Source organism: Gilliamella sp. X-23, assembly GCF_057063545.1.
In genome coordinates, this window is the sequence record NZ_JBXSQG010000008.1 from 43413 (window position 1) to 69142 (window position 25730).

Annotated in this window: 22 protein-coding genes and 1 riboswitch; of the genes, 13 read left to right on the plus strand and 9 right to left on the minus strand. The window is 35.8% G+C overall.

Annotated elements, in window-relative coordinates; genetic code table 11:
- Positions 1-75 precede the first annotated feature (75 nt).
- The 5 genes from ACYH9I_RS06920 to rne form a co-directional block, all read right to left on the minus strand.
- Complete coding sequence (locus tag ACYH9I_RS06920) at positions 76-888, minus strand: peptide ABC transporter ATP-binding protein (RefSeq protein WP_483559879.1); 813 nt, start codon at positions 886-888, stop codon at positions 76-78.
- Positions 889-910: 22 nt separating this feature from the next.
- Positions 911-1900 carry a peptide ABC transporter ATP-binding protein gene (locus ACYH9I_RS06925; RefSeq protein ID WP_483559880.1) on the minus strand — a complete coding sequence of 330 codons (990 nt, stop codon included), beginning with the start codon at positions 1898-1900 and terminating at the stop codon, positions 911-913.
- Positions 1901-1902: 2 nt separating this feature from the next.
- The gene (locus tag ACYH9I_RS06930) at positions 1903-2742 is read right to left on the minus strand and encodes an ABC transporter permease subunit (RefSeq protein WP_483559882.1); all 840 of its coding nucleotides are present in this window, start codon (positions 2740-2742) and stop codon (positions 1903-1905) included.
- A gap of 13 nt (positions 2743-2755) precedes the next feature.
- Positions 2756-3691 carry an ABC transporter permease subunit gene (locus ACYH9I_RS06935; protein ID WP_483559884.1) on the minus strand — a complete coding sequence of 312 codons (936 nt, stop codon included), beginning with the start codon at positions 3689-3691 and terminating at the stop codon, positions 2756-2758.
- Positions 3692-3766: 75 nt separating this feature from the next.
- Positions 3767-6451, minus strand: coding sequence for a ribonuclease E (gene rne / locus ACYH9I_RS06940; RefSeq protein WP_483559886.1), 2685 nt, complete (start codon positions 6449-6451; stop codon positions 3767-3769).
- 744 nt (positions 6452-7195) lie between these two features.
- Between rne and syd the strand changes: the two genes are divergently transcribed.
- From syd to ACYH9I_RS06975, 7 genes are all read left to right on the plus strand, one after another.
- Entirely contained in the window at positions 7196-7729 is a 534-nt protein-coding gene (gene syd / locus ACYH9I_RS06945) for a SecY-interacting protein (RefSeq protein ID WP_483559888.1), read from the plus strand.
- Between the two features lie 128 nt (positions 7730-7857).
- Positions 7858-9033, plus strand: a complete 1176-nt coding sequence (locus tag ACYH9I_RS06950; RefSeq protein WP_483559889.1) for an amino acid aminotransferase — start codon at positions 7858-7860, stop codon at positions 9031-9033.
- A gap of 399 nt (positions 9034-9432) precedes the next feature.
- Positions 9433-10794: an adenylosuccinate lyase gene (purB, locus tag ACYH9I_RS06955; RefSeq protein ID WP_483559959.1), complete on the plus strand. Its 1362-nt coding sequence runs from the start codon at positions 9433-9435 to the stop codon at positions 10792-10794.
- Positions 10791-11315 (plus strand): GNAT family N-acetyltransferase, encoded by a 525-nt coding sequence (locus ACYH9I_RS06960; protein WP_483559891.1) that lies wholly within the window; start codon positions 10791-10793, stop codon positions 11313-11315. The genes purB and ACYH9I_RS06960 overlap by 4 nt, the downstream gene beginning before the upstream one ends.
- Complete coding sequence (locus tag ACYH9I_RS06965; RefSeq protein ID WP_483559892.1) at positions 11312-12094, plus strand: amino acid ABC transporter substrate-binding protein; 783 nt, start codon at positions 11312-11314, stop codon at positions 12092-12094. Before ACYH9I_RS06960 ends, ACYH9I_RS06965 begins: the two co-directional genes overlap by 4 nt.
- The gene (locus ACYH9I_RS06970; RefSeq protein WP_483559894.1) at positions 12091-12762 is read left to right on the plus strand and encodes an amino acid ABC transporter permease; all 672 of its coding nucleotides are present in this window, start codon (positions 12091-12093) and stop codon (positions 12760-12762) included. The genes ACYH9I_RS06965 and ACYH9I_RS06970 overlap by 4 nt, the downstream gene beginning before the upstream one ends.
- An 11-nt stretch (positions 12763-12773) precedes the next feature.
- Positions 12774-13526, plus strand: coding sequence for an amino acid ABC transporter ATP-binding protein (locus tag ACYH9I_RS06975; protein WP_483559895.1), 753 nt, complete (start codon positions 12774-12776; stop codon positions 13524-13526).
- A gap of 41 nt (positions 13527-13567) precedes the next feature.
- Here ACYH9I_RS06975 and ACYH9I_RS06980 read toward each other — a convergent pair whose 3' ends face one another.
- Positions 13568-14926 carry an MmgE/PrpD family protein gene (locus ACYH9I_RS06980; RefSeq protein ID WP_483559897.1) on the minus strand — a complete coding sequence of 453 codons (1359 nt, stop codon included), beginning with the start codon at positions 14924-14926 and terminating at the stop codon, positions 13568-13570.
- Between the two features lie 227 nt (positions 14927-15153).
- Here ACYH9I_RS06980 and folK point away from each other — a divergent pair, with 227 nt between their 5' ends.
- The 3 genes from folK (at position 15154) to gluQRS (ending at position 17154) form a co-directional block, all read left to right on the plus strand.
- Entirely contained in the window at positions 15154-15636 is a 483-nt protein-coding gene (folK, locus tag ACYH9I_RS06985) for a 2-amino-4-hydroxy-6-hydroxymethyldihydropteridine diphosphokinase (RefSeq protein ID WP_483559899.1), read from the plus strand.
- A gap of 141 nt (positions 15637-15777) precedes the next feature.
- Positions 15778-16233, plus strand: coding sequence for an RNA polymerase-binding protein DksA (gene dksA / locus ACYH9I_RS06990; protein ID WP_483559900.1), 456 nt, complete (start codon positions 15778-15780; stop codon positions 16231-16233).
- 33 nt (positions 16234-16266) lie between these two features.
- Positions 16267-17154, plus strand: a complete 888-nt coding sequence (gene gluQRS, locus ACYH9I_RS06995; protein ID WP_483559902.1) for a tRNA glutamyl-Q(34) synthetase GluQRS — start codon at positions 16267-16269, stop codon at positions 17152-17154.
- On the opposite strand, the gene moaA is transcribed toward gluQRS, so the two are convergent.
- The gene (gene moaA, locus ACYH9I_RS07000; protein ID WP_483559903.1) at positions 17134-18108 is read right to left on the minus strand and encodes a GTP 3',8-cyclase MoaA; all 975 of its coding nucleotides are present in this window, start codon (positions 18106-18108) and stop codon (positions 17134-17136) included. The two genes, gluQRS and moaA, sit on opposite strands and share 21 nt — an antisense overlap.
- Positions 18102-18227: riboswitch (molybdenum cofactor riboswitch) on the minus strand. (Overlaps the previous gene by 7 nt.)
- Before the next feature lie 408 nt (positions 18228-18635).
- Here moaA and ACYH9I_RS07005 point away from each other — a divergent pair.
- The 3 genes from ACYH9I_RS07005 to ACYH9I_RS07015 are packed head-to-tail and all read left to right on the plus strand — an operon-like array spanning position 18636 to position 21993.
- The gene (locus ACYH9I_RS07005) at positions 18636-20726 is read left to right on the plus strand and encodes a hypothetical protein (protein ID WP_483559905.1); all 2091 of its coding nucleotides are present in this window, start codon (positions 18636-18638) and stop codon (positions 20724-20726) included.
- The gene (locus ACYH9I_RS07010) at positions 20717-21346 is read left to right on the plus strand and encodes a hypothetical protein (protein ID WP_483559907.1); all 630 of its coding nucleotides are present in this window, start codon (positions 20717-20719) and stop codon (positions 21344-21346) included. The genes ACYH9I_RS07005 and ACYH9I_RS07010 overlap by 10 nt, the downstream gene beginning before the upstream one ends.
- Positions 21347-21357: 11 nt before the next feature.
- Entirely contained in the window at positions 21358-21993 is a 636-nt protein-coding gene (locus tag ACYH9I_RS07015; protein WP_483559908.1) for a hypothetical protein, read from the plus strand.
- 198 nt (positions 21994-22191) lie between these two features.
- Here ACYH9I_RS07015 and ACYH9I_RS07020 read toward each other — a convergent pair whose 3' ends face one another.
- Positions 22192-23562 (minus strand): hypothetical protein, encoded by a 1371-nt coding sequence (locus ACYH9I_RS07020; protein ID WP_483559910.1) that lies wholly within the window; start codon positions 23560-23562, stop codon positions 22192-22194.
- Positions 23563-25267: 1705 nt separating this feature from the next.
- Positions 25268-25507 carry a hypothetical protein gene (locus ACYH9I_RS07025; protein ID WP_483559911.1) on the minus strand — a complete coding sequence of 80 codons (240 nt, stop codon included), beginning with the start codon at positions 25505-25507 and terminating at the stop codon, positions 25268-25270.
- Positions 25508-25730 lie beyond the last annotated feature (223 nt).

Consider the following 25730-nt stretch of genomic DNA (forward strand, 5'->3'; position numbering starts at 1 on the left):
GATGAAATTTAAAACTAAATCATAATAGTAGATACATATATTATTGATGATTATAGGTGATAAAAGAGATCTTTCTTAAAAAGACCTTGTATCAGTACGCCAAGTATCAGCAGTCAGTGCTTCACCAAAATAGCTATTTATCAATTTTTGGGTAATATCACTTAAAGGTGAAGCTAATACTTCAGCAGTATTACCATACTCAACAAGATCGCCATTATGCATAACTAAAATTTCGTCGCTAATATGTTTCATCATACCAATATCTTGTGTTACATAAACATAAGAAATATTTTGTTGAACTTGTAATGACAACATCAAATTAACAATCTGTGAGCGCATCGAAATATCTAACGCTGCTAAAGCCTCATCAAGAATAATTACTTTGGGCTTTAAAATTAAAGCTCTTGCTAATGCCACACGTTGCTTTTGTCCTGCCGCCATCACTGAAGGATAGTAAGAAGCATGTTCGGGCAATAATCCAACTTGTTTTAATACACTACTAATTAGTTTTTCACGCTCATGGGCATCATAATGGGTATTATGCTTAAGTGGGATCTCTAATAATTGTCCAATACGCAATCTAGGATCGAATGAACTTTCAACATGCTGAAAAATCATTCTAATCAGTTGACAACGGTGACTATAATCGCCGTATTGAACTTTATTACCATCAATCCAGATATCACCGCTATCAGGTTTTATCATCCCTACTAACATTTTTGCCAATGTCGATTTTCCTGAACCATTTTGTCCAATAATTGCAAGGGTTTTACCTTCATTAAGAGAAAACGATAATGCTTTCACCGCATCAATACGTAAATGCCCAAACAAACCTTTATGGATTTTAAATTGCTTAGATAAGTTACGTACTTTTAATATTGGATTCATCGAGTATTCCTATTATTTACAGTTACTCATCAGTATTTAACGGAAAATGGCAGGCGAAAAAATGGTCTTTTATCGGTATTAATTCTGGTGCTAAAATACATTTTTTTTGGGCATAAGGACATCTTGGTCCTAATCGACATCCGATCGGTAAATGTTCAAGTGACGGAATAACACCAGGTAAGGTATTTAACGGACTTTTATGTGGCATCGCTTTGCCAAAATCAGGAATCGCATAAATTAAAGCCTGAGTATAGGGATGATAAGGAGATCTAATTAAATCTTCACTATCGGCAACTTCAACTGTTTGCCCACAATACAGCACATTAATACGATCTGTCCATCGAGTTACCATCTGCAAGTCATGATTAATAAGCAAAATAGTGGTACCCATATTTTGATTCATACTAGCCAGCAACCTAAAAATTTGCGCTTCGGTTGTTGCTTCCATCGCATTTGTTGGCTCATCTGCAATCAATAGCTTGGGTTGATTAGCCAATGCAATTGCAATCATCACTTTTTGACACTCACCTTCGGTCAATTCAAATGGATAAGATTTTAATATCTCTTTATGATGTTTAATACCAACTCGGTGCAACAGTTCAATAGCACGATTTTTACGCCAAAATAACCGCTGCCACCAATGCCCTTTAAAGGTTCGTTTTGGTATAGCGTCAATCAATTGTTGACCAATTTTCATTGAAGGATCTAAACAAGATTGCGGCTCTTGGAATATCATCGAGATATTATCACTAATGACTTTTCGACGTTGTTTAGGTGTTAACTTTAGTAAATCAATATTATCAAAATAAAATCGATCAGCAGAAATTTTCCAATTATGATTAGTTACCCCTAAAATAGCTTTAGCGATAAGACTTTTTCCTGAACCTGACTCACCAACTAAGCCGCGAATTTCGCCTTCAGACAACTTCAAATTAACGCGATCAATTGCACGCAAAAGACCATCTGGCGTAATAAACTCAATGGTTAAATTTCGAATGTCTAATAATGCCATAATTAAGTTCCTGCTCGCCGACCATATAATCCAAAGTTAAACAAATAAACAAAAATTATTGTAGCAGACACAGCAATTCCGGGAGATAGAAAGGCTAAATAATTAGTGGCAATAATATCTTTCATTTGAAACATCATCATTCCCAAATCAGGCCGAGAAACATCATTAGCAAAACCTAAAAAAGTTATAGTGGTAAGAGATAAAATGATTGAACCAAATAACGAAACAATCTCGGTCAAATAGATAGGTAAAATATTAGGTAAAATAAAACGATTTAAAATTGAAAATGCAGATAAGCCATCCAATCTATAAGCTATAATATACGTCTTATTCCATTCATTAATAACGCGTTGATGAATATTGTAAATAAAGCGTGGAGTATAAGATAATCCAACCACCAATAACATATTAGTAATATCATCTTCTAACAATAAGCTAATCACAATCACACCAAGTAATGGTGGTACTACCATACAAAATTTAAAAATGAATAATACAAAAGGACGTATCAACGATATAAAAAACATTAAATAATTAATTAATCCACCAATGACAACCACATAAAATACCACTTTTAATGTCATTGAAATAGTTGAGCGATATCCAATTAGCAAATAATCAAAAATATCTTGTCCTTTCGCATTCGTACCTAATATATGATTGATATCACCATTAAGCCACCAAGCGGGGGGTAATAATGCAGGATATATAGGATTTAAATGAGCATGAAAAAACCATTTAGTTGATAATGCGACAAAAGTAATCGCCAATATGCCATAAAAACCAACAATTAAATAGAGATTACCATGTAGCCGACTAAAGCATGACTTAATGTTTTTCATTAAACTAGCTGGCCTAAACATAATATTCCTTATGGCGCAAAGGATAAATTGCAATCGCCGAAATTTCGCCTAATAACGTTAATAAACTAATAACCGTTCCACAAGCTAAAATAGCAATAGAAATAATAAAATAATTATGATGATGATAAGCAATCATTACCCACTGCCCAAGTCCTGCTCGATTAAATAAAATTTCAATAACCATCGTTGAAAATAACAGCGTTGTTGTATTATAAGTCAACTGTGGAATAGTGGCTGGGATTGAATTGGGTAACAAATGTCGACGTAAAATTTTAAACGGTGAACGCTCACGAATAATCGCCATTTTTATAAAATTTTGTCTTGATGTGTTTTTTACATTTTGACCGATTAATTGAATGGTCATAATGCTTGGCTGAATAGCTAAAAGAATGATTGGTAAAATTAAATAATGAAATTGCTCAAACAACTCTTTCCATTTAGATGCTTTTGTTGAAGCCAAAATCTCCAGTAAAGAAGTCCCAGTAACTGATGGTGATATATCAAAATTCATCGATATAGTCCAAGTTGGCGACAGACAATACATAACAACAATAACTAACATAACGATAGGACAAGAATATAATAATAAAGACCCTAAGCGAATCATATTATTTAACCAGTTAATATTACTCAGTCCAAGAAAAATTCCTAAAGGTAATCCAACAAGTAGAGCAACGAATAAAGCAAGGATACAAAGTTCAAATGTAGCCAATAACGTCTGAAAAAAAAGTACTGTTTCCCCCGTTAACAACCTAAATTCACCTTGCAGCAACTGCTTAAAAAAAGCACTATAGGCATCAATAAAACTTAGATTATGAAAGTTAGACATTGAATAAGGAGTAAAATAAACTAAACAGAAGCTAATCTGAGCCAGCACGCAGATAATAAATAAAAACGTTACTATTCTCTTAAAAATATAGATAATCATTATTTATCTTTATCACTATTATAAATAAACAAAACACGGTGACAAACGCTCACCGTGTTTTAATTTATCTATTGATTAATCCGGCATCACCGGTTTACTTGCTGCGGCATACGCATGATCTTGTGCACTTAAGCCACCAGCATTACCTTTACCTTCAAAGTGATAATCTGACTCTTCACGTAATTTTATTCCAACATCAGAAGTTTCATACTCTGGTGCTGGCGCTTTAGCCATTGCTGAAGAAGAATAACCTGTTAATTGTAAATCATGAGTTATCAGATCAGTTCCATCACTAATTTTTTTGCTATCTTCAAAATCTTCTTGAACATTTGTAGATAAAGAACTTTTTGACTGTTCATCAATTATGACAGTATCAACACTATGACTAGTTACATCTTCGTCATTTTTAACAATAACAGGAACTAAAAGCGAAGGAATAACAGGCACAACACTATTTGGTTCATCATTTACTATTTGGCTGTAATCGACAACAACTCGACCCAATGCTAATTCTAATGATGCAGCAGCAAATGGTAACGGCATTGGAGACTGCTTTAATTCCACATTACGAACACGACGTTTATTACGTTGACCATTCATTCGCAAATGCCTAGATGTGCGACGCTGACGCTTTGATTGAGTTTCTGATGCAATATGGTCTTCAGTTGCTTTAGTGACAATGACAGGCAACAACAAAGAAGGAATGATTACTTTTTCTTGCTGAAATTGTACCGTTATATCAGTATTTTTTACACGAACACTTTTAGCTAATGCACGTTGTTGACGTCTTGGCTTTGCTTCACGCTGTTTTGGTTGCACTGCTTCGTCAACAACTTTATCTACCTTAAGATTATTTGTTGAGTTTGACAAATTCGTATTTGATTTAGCTCTACGATTATTATTTCTACTTGTCTCTTTCACCTCGTCAAGAGTACCTGCTGTAACAATATTAGCATTGCTAGCCGCACTATTGTTTCGGTTATTACGTTGACGTCGATTGTTTGAACGTTGATTATCTCGTCTTTTGGCTGTTTTAGGTTTAACTTCTGGCTCAGGTTCTGCTTTTTCTATAACAAACAATTTACGTAGCTTACCAAATAGCCCACTAAATAAACCTTCTGATTTTTTAGTTTTTGGTGTTGCATCTTCTCTTGGTGCAACAGAGGCTTCAACTTTAGGGCCAGACAATACGGCTTGTTCAACAATAACTTCAACAGCTTGTTGTTCATCTTCCTCTTCTTCAAGTTCACGAATCAGTTTTGGAAGATTATAACTCAGTACATCCGTTTCTTCGCCTCTACGCTTACGAATCACTTTATAAAGCGGTGTTTCCATCTCTTCATCGCCGGCAATCACAATTTTGACATCAGGATGCATGCTTTCAATATTAGTGATAGCGCGACGTTTTTCGTTGAGTAAATAGCTTGCTATTGGTACAGGAACGATGACATCGATTTGTACAGTATTATCTTTCATCGCTTCTTCTTGAATTAATCGAAGAATCGATAAAGACAATGAATTATTATCACGAACCGTACCCGTTCCTTGACAACGCGGGCAAATATGATGAGTTGCTTCTCGTAATGACGGGCTTAAACGTTGGCGAGACATTTCGAGCAAACCAAAACGAGAAATACGGGTCGTTTGGATACGTGCACGGTCAGTCTTCATCGCTTCTTTAAGGCGATTTTCTACTTCACGCTGATTGCGAATTGGTGTCATATCAATAAAATCGATAACAATCAAACCACCTAAGTCGCGTAAACGTAACTGGCGCGCAATTTCTTCTGCTGCTTCAAGATTAGTATTAAAGGCAGTTTCTTCAATATCGCTACCACGAATCGACTTAGCTGAGTTAATATCAATTGCAGTAAGTGCTTCAGTAGTATCAATAACAATTGAACCGCCGGAAGGTAAACGTACTTCACGCTGAAATGCCGACTCAATCTGCCCTTCAATTTGGAAATGATTAAATAAAGGTACATCACCATCATAAAATTTAAGGCGATTAACGTATTCAACGCGACCTAAATCAGCTAACCGTTTTTTTGCTATCTCAAGCACTTTCGAGTTATCAATTAAAATATCACCAACATCATCACGCAAATAATCACGAAATGCGCGAGTAATAATATCGCTTTCTTTATGAATTAAACTTGGGGCTGGGTGTTTTTTAGCCTCATTTTGGATTGCTATCCAATAATTAACTAATGCATCTAAATCTTGTTGCAACTCTTCTTGGCTTTTACCTACACCTGCAGTTCGAGCAATAACACCCATACCTTTAGGTTTTTCGATAGCATCAATAATACGTTTAAGATCCGCTCTTTCTTCGCCTTCTATACGACGCGAAACACCACCAGCACGTGGATCATTAGGCATTAACACTAAATAGCTACCCGCTAAACTAATATAAGTGGTTAAAGCCGCACCTTTTTTACCTCGAATCTCTTTTTCAATTTGGACAAGAACTTCTTGACCTTCTTGTAGATGCTTAATACTACGACGACCAGAAATATTAGATGGGAAATAACTTTCTGCAATCTCCTTTAAAGGTAAAAAACCATCACGTTCCCCACCGTAAGAAACAAAAGCCGCTTCTAAACTTGGATTGATTTTAGTGATTTTACCTTTATAAATATTCGCTTTTTTTTGCTCATGTCCAAGGCTTTCGATATCTAAATCATATAAGCGTTGGCCATCAACAAGTGCAACGCGCAGCTCTTCTTGCTGGGTTGCGTTGATTAGCATTCTTTTCATTATTCTACACTCTTCATTAATCTTAATTAACTTATAGGTAGAATCTTATTATTGATAAGTGATTATTTTAACAATGATGAATAATGGTACTTAACTAAATATTTTATACACGGTATTCATTATTTTATTTATGTTATTTTTGTTATTATTTTATGTGAACCCGATACTACTTAATCAACATCAATATAATACCCAAGCAAAATATTAAATTAAAAAGCACTAAATACTTTGCAAAAAAACTGATTGTATAATTTATTGACATTGTTATTATCGTTAATTTGCAAACCGCTATACTTTACTGGTTTGGCAAATAAACTAAATCTTTATGCAACTGTTTAAAATAAACATATTATCTAATTATAATGATTCTACTTACACTATTTTATTTTGACAAACTGTAATGTCTAACGCCATTGCTGCATTACAAGGATAAAGTTATCCCTCTCTATTATTAACGTTTAGGCAAAGGATAGCAAGAAAATTAAACTCGCTATTTTATAAACAATGTAAGTATCCATCTTTTCCTATTTCTAATTAACCTTTACCAAATTATAAATAACTTATTTTAAGTTGCTTAAAATTTTATATTAAAACGACTACTAATCTGAATCATTTTTACAAAATTTTCTCTCACTAATTACCCAATTAATTAAAAAAACATTAATAGAATTATGTATAGCAGAATTTAACCAGTATAATTATGATTAAATAACATAATAATCTAAATATGAGATATATTTGTTTATGGATTTTACTGATAAAACGGCTTTACTTAATTTTACAACTCGCTGGATTGAGCAATTCAAATACGCCCCACAAAGTGAAGACCTCCATGCAATACCTTCACCTTGCATTTTAAAAACGGAAAAACTAACAGTATATTGGCAACCTTTCTTATTGGAACCGCCTAGAAACTTAACCATTATTGAACAAGTTATTGGTATTAAATTACACCCAAGTACGCATATTTTTTACGGAACACAATACGCGGGCAATATGACAGCTAAGTTTAATGACACTAATTTAGTTTTGCTCCAAGCTTGGAATGATGATGATTTTTCAAACTTAGAACAAAATTTAATTGCCCATTTATCTCAACAAAAAAGATTAAAACGCATACCGACTATTTTTATTGCCTCAACAGATGACAGCACTAAAATTATTTCAATTAACAACTTAACCGGTGAAGTAGTAAAAGAAGATTTAATTACAGGTGAATTAACAACCTTAACTAATGATTTGATTTCATTTTTTAACCAAATTACTGTTTTTCACTAAATATAAAAAAGCAAAAACTAAAGAAATGTTTACAAAAACATACTTATAGAATACCACTGTCGAAATTGTAACTTACAAAATAATGTGTATATAATGCGTTAAAAGTCATTAGATCTGATAGGTGAATTATGTTTGAATATTTAACAGCAGCTCCAGCCGATCCCATTTTAGGGCTAGCCGATCTTTACAACAAAGACGAACGCACTAATAAAATCAATCTCAGTGTTGGTGTCTACAAAGATGAAACCACCAAAACGCCTATTCTAGAAAGTGTAAAAAAAGCAGAACACTTCTTATTAACTAATGAAACCTCAAAAAGCTACTTAGCAATTGACGGCGACAACACCTTTAATACAGCAACCCAACGACTACTTTTTGGTCATGAAAATGAACGAGCAAAAACAGCCCAAGCACCAGGGGGAACTGGCGCCTTACGCATCATGGCCGATTTTTTAGCTCGCAGAACAAAAGTAAAACGGGTTTGGATCAGCAATCCATCTTGGCCAAATCATCGTAGTGTATTTCAAATGGCAGGGCTTGAAGTTCGTGAATACCAGTATTACGATCCTCAGACTCACAGCCTTAATTTTGATGCAATGATGAATAACTTAAGCCTTGTTGCCTCAGGTGAAGCAGTGTTATTCCATGGTTGCTGTCATAACCCAACGGGTATTGATCCAACCCCAGAACAATGGCAAGCCATCTCAGACTTAGCCTTAAAAAATGGCTGGTTACCACTCTTTGACTTAGCTTACCAAGGCTTTGGACAGGGTTTAGAAGAAGACGTCTATGGGCTACGATTATTTGCGGACAACCATCCAGAACTCCTTATTGCTAGCTCATATTCTAAAAATTTTGGACTATATAATGAACGCGCTGGCGCATTGACCTTAATTGCTGCCAATGCTGAAATTGCCGATCGCGCTTTTAGTCAGGTAAAAACCATCATTCGAGCGAATTATTCTAACCCACCAGCCCATGGTGCTAAGATAGTCTCGTATATTTTAAACAACGATGAATTAAAAGAAGAATGGATTGATGAATTAACCAATATGCGCCAACGCATCCACCGCATGCGCCAACTATTTGTAAAAACCTTACAAGATAAAGGTGCTAATCAAGATTTTAGTTTTATTGTCAAACAAAATGGCATGTTCTCGTTTAGCGGCTTAAGTGAAGAGCAAGTTCTAAAATTACGTAGCGATTACGGCATCTATATTGTTAATTCCGGACGTATCAATGTCGCAGGTATGACGTTAGATAACATGTCTAGACTTTGCGAATCAATTGTTCAAGTCCTATAAAAATTGTTGTTTAAGTCACAAGAAAAACACTAAAATAACCAAAACAAAATTTTTGTTTTGGTTATTTTCTCTTGGTTTGTTAGAACTTGTTTATTTTATTTAATTTTTAATTATTATTAAGACGATAGCTAACAATATCAAGCAAACAAAAAAATAAAAAACATAATAAAATCAATAACTTTCCCGAACGTTTTTTTTTCAAAATATTAACTTGTTTAGTATTCTCCTCCTCACGACTCAAAAAGTATCCTGATTACAACTTAATCTCAAAAATCACCCATTTTTATTAATCTTTTATTCCAATTAGTTATATCCATAGACAAACAGATTATTAGACGATCTCTCAATAATTACTAATAATTATTTAACAGGATAATAACCATGATTGAGGGTAGTTGGGTGGCGTCACATATTTTAGATTTTTTAATTTTAGGCAATAACTTTGGTACAAACGAAATGAGGGCGATCTGGTCAGAACAAAATCGCTTGCAAAAACAAGTAGACGTCGAAGTCGCTTTAGCTAAAGCGGAAGGCGAGCTAGGCGTTATTCCAACCGAAGCAGCCAATGCAATCATAGCCAAAGCCGATGCATCTAAACTATCAATTGAACACATTGCCGAAGAAGCCGCAAAAGCCAAACACTCGTTAATGTCGACCATTAACGCACTACAAAAACAAGTCGGTGATGCGGGTCAATATATTCATTACGGAGCAACTACACAAGATATTGTCGATACTGCAACTGTTTTACAATTAAAACAATCATTTATAGTTATTGAACGCGATAGTAAACTAGTGGCACTTGAGCTAAAACGTTTGGCCAAACAGTATCAATATTTACCCATGGTTGGCCGTACACATGGCATGCAAGCACTCCCCACAACCTTTGGTTTTAAACTTGCGGTATGGTTAGATGAATTTATTCGGCACTTACAACGTTTAAGTGAAATTAAACAACGGGTACTAGTTGGTAATATTAGTGGCGCAATTTGTACGTATGCATCAATAGGCAAATTAGGCCCACAAGTAGAATCGCGAGCATTAACGTTACTCGGACTAAATACCCCTAATATTGGTTGGCAAGCAGCTCGTGACCGTTTTTCTGAATATGCATCAGTCATCGCGCTAATCAGTGGCACATTAGGCAAAATAGGCAATGAATTTTACAACTTGATGCGTACAGAAATTAACGAAGTTGAAGAACCCTTCTCGACAGGAAAAATTGGCTCAACCACCATGCCACATAAACGCAACCCAGCAGCATTAGAAGGTCTAGCCAGTTTGACTGCTCCACTTTTAAAAAGCGTCGCGTTAATTCACGAATCAATGAAAGTTGAACATGAACGCGATGCCATGAGCTGGCGTGCCGAATGGATCGCACTACCCGAAATTAACCTTTACATTTCAGCGCAACTACAAACAGCATTAGCGGTACTTAAAGATCTAAAAGTCAATGCTGATCGGATGTTAGCTAATTTATCACTACAAAATGGCTTGCTGTTATCAGAAAAAGTCATGTTCGAAATTGGTAAGCGATTAGGCAAACAAACTGCTCATCAGCTAGTTTATCAAAGCGCTATGAAAGCGTTTGAACAAAATCGACCATTTAAAGAGATATTATTAGAAGATCCAAGTTTAAACAAAGAATTTACCGAATCCGAGCTTGATACTTGGTTAGATCCAATTAACTATCTTGGATCTGCTCCTGAAAAAGTAACACAAGTCATTCAATATGCTCAACAGTGTGGAGTATTAGCATGAGTTTTCGCTTAATGACTGATAAAGATATTCCAGCTTATCAAGCCCTATTGCATAGTGCTTATCAAGCCACAACTCAATTAGGCATTCATTTTGCCGCTGCATCAGTCGAGCAATCGCAGATTACTGACCATATTGAGTCCAATGCCGTATACCTATTTGAAAAAGATGGTGAGCTACTATCAACCTTAAGCATTCGCTTTCCGTGGGGCAATAACCCAGGACCTTATGGGTTACCCCATTTAGGTTGGTTTGCAACCGATCCACGTTATAAAGGTCAAGGCTATGGTAATGCATTATGGGATTTTGTTGAACAGCAAATTTTAATTAACCAACTAAAGTTACCTGCCGTCACGTTAGGCACTGCCGCAAATCATCCATGGCTTGCCCAAATATATATAAATAAAGGCTATAAAAAAATAGGGCAAGCAGATTTAACGCCTGATCATACCACGCTCTATTTTGAAAAAATCTTAAATCATAAAAGCTACACCGAATGGAAAAAAAGGAGTAATAAACAATGAAAAAAATAACCTCGTTACTATCCGCTCTTTTATTAACTAGCCTAACTTTAATGGGTTGTGATAATCAATCCAGCCATCAAGTCACAGAGCAAAATATTATTAAAGTAGGTTCTACAGGACAAAGCTACCCAAACGGTTATAAACAAGATGGCAAATTAGTCGGATTTGATGTTGAAGTTACCGAGGCGATTGCCAAAGAATTAGGCTATAAAGTAGAATGGAACATTGCCGAATTTGGTGGCTTGATGGGGCAATTTGATTCTGGGAGGTTAGATACTATTGCCAATGCGGTTGCAATTACACCTGCTCGTCAAGCCAAATATGATTTTTCCAACACCTATAGCTTTTATGGTAGCCAAATTGTAACTCACAAAGATAACAACGACATCAATCAATTATCTGATTTTAAAGGTAAAACTATTGCTGGTGTGCTAGGTTCAAATCATATAAACAATCTAAAAAAAGCCTTTCCTAACAATGAAATCACTATCAAAACCTATGAAACACGAGATGGTGCAATGTATGACACGGAGTATCAACGAGTTGATGGCTATGTCAATTCAAAACCGATATTACTAGCTGAAATTAAGCGTAAAAATCTACCTTTCAAATTAGTTGGTGAACCCATTACTATTGAGCAAGTTGCTTTTCCATTTAGTAAAGATGAAAAAGGACAAGCACTGCGTGAAAAATTCAATCAAGCCATCGAAAAGTTACGCACTAATGGCACATTGAAAAATCTGGCAATTAAATATTTTGGCGAAGATATTACCTTATGAATTTTAATGTAAACTATTTTTTAAATGTGTTTCCGCAGATATTACCTTATCTGCCGGTTACCCTTTTTATTACCATCGTATCGATTATGTTTGCCATTATATTAGGGCTAGCGATTGCATTATTGCGTAGCAATAAAATAATCATTATCGATACTCTTTTTGCACTGTTTATATCTCTGTTTCGAGGAATACCCTCCGTTGTTTTACTGTTTATTATTTATTATGGGTTACCGCAGATTTTTCCTGTTTTAAAACAAATGGGCGCAACAACGGCAGCCATTATCTGCTTTAGTTTAAAATATTCATCCTATTTAGCCGAAATTTTCCGAGCAAGTTTAGAATCGGTTGATCACGGGCAGAAAGAAGCGGGACTAACAGTGGGTTTAAGTAAAATACAAGTTTATCGCGGTATTATACTGCCCCAAGCCATGGTCAATGCCTTACCCAACACCGGTAACATGTTTATCTCATTACTTAAAGATTCATCTGTCGCCTTTTTTGTTGGCGTGCAAGAACTATTAGCAGCAGGAAAAATGTTAACTGCTAACTCATTCCTCTACTTTGAAACCTATTTAGCTGTAGGCATTGTTTACTGGTTAACTGTTGTTATCTATTCTTGGATACAAAAACAGTTAGAACAGAAACTCACAGCCCCCTATCATCGTTAAGGAGACGGGTTATGATTACGGTATCACATTTATCTAAACGCTTTGCTAATAATGAAGTCTTAAAAGAGATCAACTTAAACATCGAACAAGGCGAAGTGGTTGCAATTATTGGACCTTCAGGATCGGGCAAATCAACCTTATTACGTTGCTTAAATTTATTAGAAAAACCAAACACCGGCACCATTCAAATTGGCACAGCAATGCTAGATGCTAAACATTATAGTCATAAAGAAGAAACCCATTTACGCAAGCAATCTGCAATGGTCTTTCAACACTACAATTTATTTAAAAATAAAACCGCATTAGAAAATATCACCTATCCATTAATTGTTGGACAAAAGAAAGATAAAAAAGAGGCCGAACAACTTGGCCTAGCACTATTAGAACGCGTTGGTATGTTACCTTACGCCACACAATATCCCATCACCTTATCTGGTGGTCAGCAACAGCGTGTTGCTATCGCAAGAGCACTTGCAGTCAGACCCAAAGTATTATTATTTGATGAACCAACATCCGCACTCGATCCCGAGCGTGTACACGAAGTACTGCAAGTGATGCTACAGCTAGCTAAAGAACATATCACAATGATTATCGTAACCCACGAAATGGAGTTTGCTAAGTATGTTGCAGACCGAGTTATTTTTATGGCAGATGGCGTAATTGTTGAACAAGGACCAGCAAAATCAATAATTGATAATCCACAAAATGAAATAACACAACGCTTTTTGCGCCAATTGACCGATGAAATTGATTTTGAAATTTAACGATTAAAAACTGACTTAACCATAAAATGAGTTTTTAATCGTTAAAGCGTTAAAAGATGTGACAATAAAAATGTATGCAGATCTAAACCGATTGCAAGCGCACGAATATCTTTCAATAAGTTATCCGCTGTCTTTTGATCGCCTACGGCTTTGACCATCTTCAATGATAATTCGCGCTGACTATATGGATTTTTTGGCGAACCTTTTGGAAAATCAATTCGTTGGATCAACTTTTCCCCTGTACTATTGACAACCTCAACAACAACATAACGTCGATTATACGCCTGTGGATCGGGTGTAAGTTGTATTTGATAGCTTCGTTTCATCTTCTGCATCAAATTTTTTATGCCATTTGAAATAGGTTTTGCAGAAAACTGTTCAAAACTAAGTGGCAACCCTAAAAGGGTTAATGCTAAAACATACTCAGCCGAAAAACGCCCTTGTTCAGCAAGCAAAGGCATTTGATAAATTAACGCGGCATCACTTCGTGGTGGAGAAAAAAAGATAGTAATACTCTCGATCTTATCAACACTAAAGTTAGCATTCCGATAAAGCAATTGCCCCGCATCAGCAATATAAGCTGCAGCCGAACAATAAGAATAATTTTTAAACCATAATCCGGGATCAACAATCTTCCAAGTCTTACCCCAATGACTTAAATCAAAACGCGTATTACCTTGCCCATAAATAGCCAAAAAACCTAATTTATCATCTAAAAAATCCTGATCGGCATGTATACCCGCTCTTAACCACTCAACCGCTTGTATGGCATGCTGGGCTGCCAGCCCAGCATGCAAAAACTTAATCGGCGTACCCATCAACAAACGCATTCCCGATGCTTGAGTCGCAGCTAACGTTAATGCTTGTGATAAAAAAGGTTCATCATAGAGATAACAAATAGCCGCTGTTGCCGCAATCCCACCCAAAGTAATAGTTGCATGCCAGCCTTTTTCATAATGCTGTGGATTAACGCTTTTTCCCAATAAAGCCATCACTTCGATACCAATAACATAAGCGGTTAAAAAACGCCGGCCATCAATCTTTTGCTCAGCATTATCTAATCGAACACTGGCAATGAGTGCAGATAAAATAACGGCAGAGGGGTGACCACGAACATCTGAATGTACATCATCATAATCTAAACAATGCGCTTGAAAGCCATTAAAAAGTGCGGCTTGCCTTGCGCTAGCCAACTTTTTTTGGCCAATTAGCCAAGCTCTAGCATTGCCGCCCTCATCTGCTATCCATGCTAGCAATTTATGAACATCATCTTCATGACAAGCTTGTAAAGTGCAAGCAAAATAATCAGTTATCCCATTAATAGCACAATCAATAACTTGAGGGTCACTGATTATTGGCGTATTTTGGATTAAAAAACTTAACTGTTGACCTAAATTCATGCAAAACTCTCAAACTAAACAAAGTCGATAAGTGATTAGTGAAACGGGTTTACTTTGGAATAGCTAAAATAACGTATAATTAGCCGCAGGTTAAAGATTAAGTAGTTATATTCTAATAACCTAAAATCATAACGTGTTCGCCATTGATATAATCATTTTTAGTCATTATTTTATATGTTAAAATGATTCCTACAAAAATAATCAAATCAAAAATTTAACATTTTATTATGTCAACTTGTTATATCGCTTTAGGCAGCAATCTTGAAGATCCATTGTCACAAGCCAATCGTGCAATTGCGGCATTAAAAAATTTGCCTAACACAACAGTTACGGCTATTTCTCCTTTTTACCGAAGCAAACCTCTTGGTCCACAAGACCAAAATGATTATCTTAATGCCGTCATAGAACTAACGACAAATTTATCTCCGATTGAACTACTTGACGAACTACAATCCATAGAAAAAGCGCAAGGTCGTGTACGTAAAGACAATCGATGGGGTGCTAGAACCTTAGATCTTGATATTTTATTGTATGACAACTTAGTACTAGAAAGTGAAAGACTCACCATTCCGCATTACCACATGAAAAACAGAGAATTTGTCCTCTACCCACTGTATGACATCAGTCCTGAACTTATTTTACCAGATAACGATAAGCTGTACGACTTAGTAACTAAATGCCCTAAAAATGGATTAAAAAAGTGGGAGTAGCTACTTATCTTAATTAATAACATACAGTTGCACTATTTCGCTTGTTTTTTGTACATAAAAAATAATAAAAAAAATTTGCCAATAGCTAATTTATTGATATAGTTTACCGCTTGCAAATAATCTGTACTTAAGGGGATTGCTGTGAAAAAGGAACAAAAGTTAAATACATCTTCTCTTAGCCTGCTTTCAATTGCGGGGCTTGAGCCTTACAAAGAAAAACAAGGCGAGGAGTACATGAACCCTAAACAATTAAAACATTTTGAATTGATATTAAAAGCATGGCTTACTCAATTACAAGATGAAATGGGGAAAACAGTTTCTCACATGCAAGATGAAGCTGCGAATTTTCCTGATCCAGCCGATCGAGCAACACAAGAAGAGGAATTTAGTTTAGAATTACGTGCTCGAGATAGAGAACGAAAACTGATCAAAAAAATCGAAAAAACATTAAAGAAAATTGAATCAGACGACTTTGGTTATTGTGAATCTTGTGGCGTTGAAATTGGCATTCGTCGCTTAGAAGCAAGACCAACAGCAGATTTATGTATCGATTGTAAAACACTTGCGGAACTTCGCGAAAAACAGATGGGCATGTAACACCAGCTCCATCCATCATTCTCAACTAGACCTATGCATTATATCGGTCGTTTTGCCCCTTCACCATCAGGACCATTACATTTTGGTTCGTTGGTAACGGCGCTGGGGAGTTATCTCCAAGCTAAATCTTGCCTCGGTAAATGGTTGGTTCGTATTGAAGATATCGACCCACCACGAGAAGTCAAAGGGGCATCATCACTAATATTAAAAACTCTTGAAGCACTAAATTTATATTGGGATGATGAGGTTTTATACCAATCATCGTGCAGCAAACGTTACCAAGCTATTTTACAAACGCTAATCGATAACCAACAAGCCTATTATTGTGATTGTACTAGACAGCGAATTCAAAGTCTGACCCATGGTATCTATGATAATTTTTGTCGTGAAAGGCATTTATCTATCAATAATAAACAAGTTGCCATTCGTTTAAAACAAAATCATCCTATTTTTCAATTTACTGATCAAATTCGTGGCTTACAAACCGTTGAAAAAGCTAACGCACAAGAAGATTTTATTATTCATCGTAAAGATGGCTTATTTGCCTATAATTTAGTGGTGGTATTAGATGATCATCAGCAAGGCATTACTGAAATTGTGCGTGGTGCAGATTTATTACCGGTTACCGCTAAACAAATCTCACTGTATCAACTGTTCGGCTTTCCTGTGCCAAGCTACTGCCATTTACCGCTAGTACTCGATAACAACGGCAATAAGCTATCAAAACAAAACCATGCCAACCCGATTGATTTAAACAATCTTAAAGCATTAACCGTTCAAGCTCTGCAATTTTTAGGGCAATGTGTGCCAAAAGATTGGCAAGATGCCACACAACAGCAGCTTTTAGATTGGGCAATACAGCATTGGCAACTGATGAATGTACCAAAACAAAATACCCAATTATCCACCAATATAGGATAAATTAGGCGTAATACCGACATTATGAGCATGTAACAGATGTTTTTCTGGTTTGATCATTAGCGAAGAAAAGATTCTTGCAATTAATTGTTGCTTTTGCGCTGGACTTTGGAGCAAATCACGCAAATCAACGGCGGCATCACCAAACAAACAATAATGCAACTTACCTATTGATGATACGCGCAATCGATTACAACTTTTACAGAAATCTTTTGAATACGGCATAATCAGCCCAATTTTGCCTTGATAGTCGTCATGAACATAAACTTTAGCTGGACCTGATAGCGGATTTTTAGATTGCAATTGCCAACCCTGTGCAATTAGCTGTGTTTCAATCAAACTACCGGACTGGTGATAGCGATTAAACACATCAAGGCTTTCGCCCGTTTCCATCAGCTCAATAAAACGTAATTCGACTGGATGACATTTAATCCATGACAAATAATCATCTAAATTATCATTCATATTTTTCATCAAAACGGTATTAATTTTGACTTTTTTTATACCTACTTCTAATGATCTATCCACACATTGCATTAGTTCTTTAAGCTTATCTTGACCGGTAATTAATTTAAATAAATGCGGAGACAGACTATCAATACTAATATTGATCGCATTCAAACCGGCTTGATGCCAATTATGAATATTTTTTAATAAACGAGAACCATTGGTTGTAATGGCGAGTTCTTTTACACTTGGGTAAGCAGAGATCATCGACAAAATATCCATAAAATCACGACGCAAAGTGGGCTCGCCACCTGTTAACCGAATTTTACGCACCCCAAGTTCAGTAAATGTTGCAACAACATTATTAATCTCACTGAGCGACAAAAATTTATGAGCCTTGTTAGGTCGATAACCATTGGGTAAACAGTACTGACACTGAAAATTACACAGCTCGGTAATCGACAAACGCAGATATTGAAATCGACGCTGATAATTATCAACTAATTGCATATATTTAAACACCTTATCCAAATCGGGAAGCATAGCCATTTCTGTGCTATACCGCGGCTAATCCACCATATGAATTGAAATATCACTTAGGCAAAAGAGCTTCAGAGTTTGATTCAGTCTAACATAGACTTTATTTTTTGACTATGAACAAATCGACCTTTGCAAGCGACCTAGTTATCCGGCAATGAAGACTTACTTATAGACAAGGTATTAATAAGAAAAATATTTATACATACCTAATATCTTATTTATTATGAATAAATAAATTTACATTATGCTAATTTATGCTATTTTATAAATTTGATTTAATTCATTGACTATATTATAGATTATAATCAGCAACCGGTAATAAACCAAGGAATAGAGTTTAAGTTGTCGCATAGTAGATGTTTTCAATAACAGCGTGTTTATAGAAAACAGATTAACTATCAATAAATCGTGCAATTAAATCATTTATTTTCAAATGAGCATCGTTTATTTAACAACTTAATCAAAAATAAAATTGAAAAGGAAAATTACTTACCATAATGAATAAAAAAATAATCAAGCTCGTCCAATACCTAACAAACTTAAGCTTATTATTATCTTCAACATTCGCGTTAGCTGATAATGCTAGCCAATATATTACTTATAACAACCTACTATTTGATCGTGATGGCACAGTAATTATTGATAACAGCCAAAAAATTAACTCAATAACATACAAAGATCATTATTGGATTGTGCAGTTAACCAATAGTCGCGATAGCCTCCTCTACAGCAATATAAGAAAGATAGATAATTTTAAATTTGCTTTTGAAAAAAAAGGCGACATATTGAAGTTTAAAACCATTGACACCTTAACTTATCTAGGCGAAGAACGAATAGCCTATTATTATCAAGACACAAAATTATCGGTTGTCATTGATACCGATGGTAATCTAATTACACCCAAAGGGCGTTATTATCTCGAAATCGGCCCCTTCATTAACGGTTATGCCGAAGTAACTACCCCAGAATATGATGAAGGCTATTTAAATCTACAAGGTAAATTTTTTAAAAAACTCCCTAAAACAACACTGACACAAAAAACGCAATCCCAAACCAAACCACAATGCAAAATAATCACATCCGATACAATAATGCAGCTATGTAAAAAAAATAACAGCCAATATCTAGTTAATAGCAAAACAGGCAAAGAAACCGATGTTGGTTCCAAAGCGTGGACGACTAATTTTGATTGCATCCCCAAAAACCTTTCAGCAGGTTATTTTTGGCTAGGCAATTATCAAGATGGTTATCATGTTTATCAAATTTATGATTATGATGGGAAAATGCATTATCAAAATCAGTACTATGCCGTATCGCCTTTATATGGTACAGCAAGTTGGGTACAAGATAGTGATAATTCTAAAAAACGTTTGATTGATATTACGGGCAAAACAATTGGTGAATATAATAATTATACCCTTCTTCAAGTTGGCACAGAAAAACTCTACTATGCCCAAAAAACCACTCCAAAAAATAAAGATAAAGATAGTGATAGTGATAATGATAAACAAATATTATTATCGATCTTTGATGTAAATGGCAACATCTTACTTTACGAAGACATCGTTGGTTCAGAACAAAACAGTCACTGTCATCGCGATGTAAAAGTATTAAAAAATGCAGAAAACAAAATAGTCTGGCCAACAGACCTTGAGCGAGAATGTCTTTTAGATCGTTATATTCAATCAGCAAAAACCGATAACGACAACAGTTATCGACATAAAGAGCAAGAAAGTAAAGCGATTGAAATACCAAAAGATAAAGTTCCCGAAATCAGCCGCTATTTTACACAAATTCAATCCAACAAAAATACCGATCCATTTACATTCGAAAAAGGTGATATTTATCTTACAGGTCCCAACACAACTAAAATTGAAGGTATCGCAGAACTAAGTATACCTGAAGGATATATATATAGTGAAAAATACAACCCATCTAACACAGAACATTGTGACAGGTTTGTCGCGCCAGCTTATGACAATCAAAACCGATTATGTATAAATGTTTATAAACTCGGATTTATTGACTTACTTGAAGTCAAAAAGTTATTTGATGACAAAACCAACATCGAAAATTTAAAAACAAAAATTTCTTCAAGAATAGAAGATTATAAAGAATACAAAGACTATCAAAAATTTGAATGGTTAATCGACCCTGAATTTGATTTTGAAAACCAAAGTTTAAAATTCGGCTATCGATATCACATAGCAGAAAGCGATCAAAACAGAACCAGTCAAATTATCGAATATATAAAATTTGCCAAAGACCACATCATTGTGTTCAAAAACGATTATTACGACGATTATAACGATTTTAAGCCCATGGAATTTGATTGGCTTAATCGCATTAAGGTTTTTGAAAAGGCCGATATCAGCTCGACTTATCCTTGCAGCAAATTATCAATAAAAGACTCGGCATTATCTGCCAATAAATTTAGTTATTTAGATAAAGAATTTTGCTTTCCACTACCGATAACCACACTCTTTGAAAAATATCCTACGCAAACTGAATTAAATAGTTACCATGAGTTATTTTCCTTCAGGGAAAACCGATACCCAATAAAAGAGGGAAAAACCTTATGGAATTAATAAAATATATTCTCAGCACAATAGCTGTAACAATAATCGGACTCACTCTAAATGCGTGTGATGCTCCGCCACAACAAAGCCAATCCGAACTCGAAAAACTACCCGAGGTTTTTAATTTAACTGAACAACAATGGCAAAACGAAATCCAACAACGATTTGACACCATAAACGGTAATGGCGAACCCATAAAATGCATATCAATAGTAATGACTGCGCCTTATTACATATTTGACAGACGATACGACTCTGACACATTAATCCTATTACAAACGTTAACAGAAGCAGACTTGCTAACAGAACAAATTGAAATTAGCGGAATGGATAAAAATCGCATCGTTTATATCTATAACCTTACCGAAGAAGGCAAAAAATACTATAGAAAATGGCCTAACTTGAGTTCGTCAGGATTTTGTTTTGGCAAAGTGATTGTCAAGTCGGTAACCAAAATAACGCCGTATAGCAATGATATTGAAATTGAATATCAATATGTTATTGATACATTACCCCCCAAATTAATGCCCCAAAATGAATTAAAAACCGATACCGTAAGGTTTTATTATGATGAACAAACAAAAAAGCTCTATAGCCGTGGTATTGGCTTAATTGTTAAAAACTATTGAGATTAATGATCATGAATCTAAAATATCCACTGATAACTACTTTCAGCTTACTACTATTTGGTTGCAATAATGTAGATTATAAGCAATCGCTACAAGAAACTTTAAGTAGAGAAGATAATCGTGCATTATGTTATTTCCTGCCAAATAACCAAAACATCTTTCCTAACGATGTGTTTTTCGATAAACAAACTGAAATACTCGACCTATTTGTCGATCTCAAATTCTTAAAAATCAAAAACATCACAGCCCAATATTATGATGCCAATACAGATATAACCACCCTGCCTAGATCCCCCACCCAAATTGAAGGATTAAGATATCAATTAACCGAAGAAGGGAAAAAATACTTTATCGGCAGTAAAGGGGCATTCTGCTTTGGTAATATAATCCTTGATAAAATCGATAAAACTCAAAGCGTCGAAATAGAATATACCAACTACCAAGTCGACTCAGGGAAATGGGTCTATTATTACTATCATTATACGAATATTCCCGCTTGGGCACAGGATAAGCGACTGGAACAATACTATAAAAGAATTTCACTCAACAACGAAATCCTCTTTGATGCAAGAGCAACGTATTTTGACTCAAAAGACGCCTACGACACAGGAATTGAACAAACAGATCTCATCACCTTAAAGCATTAACAAAATACAAAAAAATAGCACGGACAAAAAGTAGAAAAGCATACCGTGCTATCACTCACGTTAGCGTATTTATTATTATCATATTCCGTTGTCATATTAAAAAACATCTTTGCTAGGCAACTATTCTTTGTTTACTTCGTCTTAATTAAGTCAGCACACCATTCACCGCTCAACAATAAGCAAGTAAAACACGCCCCCCTAAGGATAGACACATAGCCCATGATAGTTGCCAGTAGCCGGATTACCTTTGAAAACTCGTCCGTTATATGAATAGACATAAAATACACTCGAACTAGTCACATCACTTGTCCAATAAGCAAAATTAGAAAAACCCGCACCAGAATAATTTGACATACGCCCCCACTCGCTGAACAAACCAGCATTAATTCGACGCTGGTAATAGCTACCACTTGATGGCGGTGTAGCGCCAACTGAGCCTTGACAATAGCTATTATTGCCACAAACGGCATTGGTGACATCGTTTACTTTTATCATTCGGTAACCTAAACTAGTACACCAAGCGGTTATGTTAGCCGCTTTCGCAGTTCTCAAACCGCGGTTAACAAACCACTTCTGTAAAACAAATCCATATTTTACAACGGTTCTACCACGGCTATCTTTACCTTCTAATTCGAATATTTGGGGTAAAACAGGTATGCCGGCTTGAAGTCGGCCAGGTAAATCATTACTCTGTTCATCGTTAGTGGCTGCAGGACCGGTTAACATGACACGCACACTAGTACCGCTCGCATTGGGCGTTATATTGGCGGTTATACCGCCCTGAGTGACAGGAGCCCAAGTCAGCAGCCCACTTCCTCCTATGTCTAAATCAAAGTATAAACCATTAGCCCCCACAGTTGGAAAGTTAAGATGATAAGAATCGGAAGAGGTAGATTGGCTGATAAATCCTTTCCTTGTATCCCACATATCAGCAGGACCAGCAAACCTACCAACACCTTCTTGCAACCCAGGCTTGGCATAACAGACTTTAGCGGATAATGTTGGATTGATGTAATAAGTTACTGTATCAGCAGTAAATATGCTACGGTTAGGCACACCATACTGGGTAGTTAAACTACCATTAGTGTTACGTAATACTAATTTATAAGGTGCATTACAAATATCTAAGGTATCATTACGAGCAATGGTTTGATTATTTTTATCCCGAATCTCAACAGTTAAACGACCTGTTGCGGTTACACCTCTAGTTCCTTGCCCATCGCCATCATCATCCCCCCAATAGTTATACCTTGCATTAACAAGCGAGCTTAGCAGTATAGAGTTTCTTGTTACTGGCATCAACATCCCCACATCAGTAAAAGTTTCGTTTACATTAGGCAATACTATTGGGTTTATGAGCGTCGAAAAGTTGGTTGAAGGAGTGATTGTTGTACCGTCAGATAAAGTAATACCTAACAAACTATCAGTCGTAGTGGCTTTGGTTCGTCCACCATCAAACGTAAAATATGGCGCCGAACCATTAATAGCATTGGTAGTATTGATAGTATTGACTGATAATGCCTGCAAACTGACGGAATATGGCAGCAAAATCAACGACGTTAAAGACATTTTATGTGACAATAAAAAAGTCAACCATAAATGTAACCGTGAATGACGCGTTAATCGCAATCGGGGTTTTAAACCAAAACATGACCACTTTTTAAAAATTATAGCTAAAGAGTGACAACAATTTTTTGTGTGTACATTACAGAGGTTTAGGATAGGAATAATGTCAACTTTCAAAAGTTGACCAGAAAAATATTGAAAAAGATAAAAAAAATAATGCCGCCATATTCAGCAGTTGTAGCTATGTTGCGTAATATCCTATATATCAAGAGCATTTTCCTTATTTGGTTTTTATAATTATTAGTCTATAAAATAATTTTTGATTTATCAAAAACTATTGAGATTATAGCTTATTAAAAACAATTAAACACTTCTTTTGGTTGCAAGGCGAATAATTCATAGTAAAGAGGGTTTATATGCAATTACTCATGATGAATAGATTTAATTAAGTTAATGAGATGATGGGGAAATATGATGAATAAAATAGTGTTGGGTGTTTTTGGGGAGGAGGTGTTTTTCGTTTAAAAACAACGAAATAAAAACTTTAATAAAATCAATACTTTTTCTGACCGATTTTTGGGCGGAAAATCAGGCCTTTTGGGGTTGGTGGATAGAATGAATTAGGTACGGTGGTTTCGGACGTTTTGACCTTGGGTGAATAAAATAGCTACAGTGACCACGTCCGAGCTAAGGGAATTAGAGCGAATTCCCTTAGCAATCCCGCGCTTGGCTGCAGAATGTGGCCTTCGGCTGCCCGACGCCGGCGCTCGGTCTTAACGCACCGGCTATTATCCGTTCCTGACGGAGAATAGCCTCGCCAAACATCCCTGTTTGGCGTGCTAACCTCGCTCTGTTGTCGGCACATTCTGACGCCGGAACAAGACAAACAACATAACCATCTTTTTTTGGAAGATATTATGTTTTTATAATTATATGATTTATTTTAATTAAACGCCTGCACGGCGTTAAGGCTATGTTGAAGGACAGTTACAAACTCGTAAATTTTCTAAACCGCCTACACGGCGTTAAGGAATATGTTCTCAATGTGGTTACAAGCAGTGATTTTCTAAACCACCTACACGGCGTTAAGGTAGAGCTCAAGATTTGATAAATCTTGCTGTATAAAGATAAACAACAATTTTGGTTTTGAAAACCCTTTTTTTGAGGTGTTTTATAATTTGTTGATTTTATTTAATTTTAAATTTTCGTTAAAAAAAGGGTTTGGAGCGGTTAGATTGCTGTTATTAGGGTGCTATTCGTGGTTTTGTTGATTTGTTGTATGTCGGCGCTTTGCTTAGGTTGTGTAAGTGATTGATTTAGCTTGAAAACAGCAAAATAAAAACTTCAATAAAATCAATACCTTTCCTGACCACTTTTTGAGTATAATTTCATTGCTTTTTAACAAAAAACAATTCACCAAAAAATACCTAAGATTATGCTGTTTGTCTTGTTCCGGCGTCAGAATGTGCCGACAACAGAGTGAGGTTAGCACGCCAAACAAGGATGTTTGGCGAGTTTGTGGTGCGCTTGGAGCGCGTCCACAAACGGTGCGTTAAGACCGAGCGACGGCGGAGGGCAGCCGAAGGCCACATTCTGCAGCCAAAGCGTGGGTTGTCAGGGAATTCGCTTTAATTCCCTGACTCGGACGTGGTCACTGTAGCTATTTTGTTCACCCAAGGTCAAAACGTCCGAAACCACTGCACTCAATTCATTTTATCCACCAACCCAAAAACACATTAGGGTAACGTTTATTAATAACATTAGCCGGAAATCCACCACATACAATAATTTGGTCAAGTTTTTTAATATGCTTGATTATCGGCTTTAGGTTAAAACCTAATAATTGACTCATGACATAAAATGACTGGTTATAAGCCTTTAAAAAAAGGCCTTCTTTCAAAAAATGTATCGGATTTTCACTTAATGTTAATTTTTGTTCTATTTCCATTACATGACGCCTCTTTATTTATTTGAATTTACCCCCTGAGCCACCGCCATCGACACTTTCAGCGTCGTCGGCGGCGGGGGCGGCGCGATTGTGGCTTCGCCGCAACTGCGCAACCCCTATAGAGCGCCCCAACTTACACGGGGGCGTTATTCTTTGATAAATTATCCACTATTGGCACCATAACCGCCCCCGCGGTTCAAGGATTAAGGACTAAGATATAAAA

Excerpts from the sequence above, each read along its gene's own strand:
- ACYH9I_RS06920 (WP_483559879.1), bottom strand. The coding sequence starts at position 888 with ATGAATCCAATATTAAAAGTACGTAACTTATCTAAGCAATTTAAAATC.
- ACYH9I_RS06925 (WP_483559880.1), bottom strand. The coding sequence starts at position 1,900 with ATGGCATTATTAGACATTCGAAATTTAACCATTGAGTTTATTACGCCA.
- ACYH9I_RS06930 (WP_483559882.1), bottom strand. The coding sequence starts at position 2,742 with ATGAAAAACATTAAGTCATGCTTTAGTCGGCTACATGGTAATCTCTAT.
- ACYH9I_RS06935 (WP_483559884.1), bottom strand. The coding sequence starts at position 3,691 with ATGATTATCTATATTTTTAAGAGAATAGTAACGTTTTTATTTATTATC.
- rne (WP_483559886.1), bottom strand. The coding sequence starts at position 6,451 with ATGAAAAGAATGCTAATCAACGCAACCCAGCAAGAAGAGCTGCGCGTT.
- syd (WP_483559888.1), top strand. The coding sequence starts at position 7,196 with ATGGATTTTACTGATAAAACGGCTTTACTTAATTTTACAACTCGCTGG.
- ACYH9I_RS06950 (WP_483559889.1), top strand. The coding sequence starts at position 7,858 with ATGTTTGAATATTTAACAGCAGCTCCAGCCGATCCCATTTTAGGGCTA.
- ACYH9I_RS06960 (WP_483559891.1), top strand. The coding sequence starts at position 10,791 with ATGAGTTTTCGCTTAATGACTGATAAAGATATTCCAGCTTATCAAGCC.
- ACYH9I_RS06965 (WP_483559892.1), top strand. The coding sequence starts at position 11,312 with ATGAAAAAAATAACCTCGTTACTATCCGCTCTTTTATTAACTAGCCTA.
- ACYH9I_RS06970 (WP_483559894.1), top strand. The coding sequence starts at position 12,091 with ATGAATTTTAATGTAAACTATTTTTTAAATGTGTTTCCGCAGATATTA.
- ACYH9I_RS06975 (WP_483559895.1), top strand. The coding sequence starts at position 12,774 with ATGATTACGGTATCACATTTATCTAAACGCTTTGCTAATAATGAAGTC.
- ACYH9I_RS06980 (WP_483559897.1), bottom strand. The coding sequence starts at position 14,926 with ATGAATTTAGGTCAACAGTTAAGTTTTTTAATCCAAAATACGCCAATA.
- folK (WP_483559899.1), top strand. The coding sequence starts at position 15,154 with ATGTCAACTTGTTATATCGCTTTAGGCAGCAATCTTGAAGATCCATTG.
- gluQRS (WP_483559902.1), top strand. The coding sequence starts at position 16,267 with ATGCATTATATCGGTCGTTTTGCCCCTTCACCATCAGGACCATTACAT.
- moaA (WP_483559903.1), bottom strand. The coding sequence starts at position 18,108 with ATGCAATTAGTTGATAATTATCAGCGTCGATTTCAATATCTGCGTTTG.
- ACYH9I_RS07005 (WP_483559905.1), top strand. The coding sequence starts at position 18,636 with ATGAATAAAAAAATAATCAAGCTCGTCCAATACCTAACAAACTTAAGC.
- ACYH9I_RS07010 (WP_483559907.1), top strand. The coding sequence starts at position 20,717 with ATGGAATTAATAAAATATATTCTCAGCACAATAGCTGTAACAATAATC.
- ACYH9I_RS07015 (WP_483559908.1), top strand. The coding sequence starts at position 21,358 with ATGAATCTAAAATATCCACTGATAACTACTTTCAGCTTACTACTATTT.
- ACYH9I_RS07020 (WP_483559910.1), bottom strand. The coding sequence starts at position 23,562 with ATGTCTTTAACGTCGTTGATTTTGCTGCCATATTCCGTCAGTTTGCAG.
- ACYH9I_RS07025 (WP_483559911.1), bottom strand. The coding sequence starts at position 25,507 with ATGGAAATAGAACAAAAATTAACATTAAGTGAAAATCCGATACATTTT.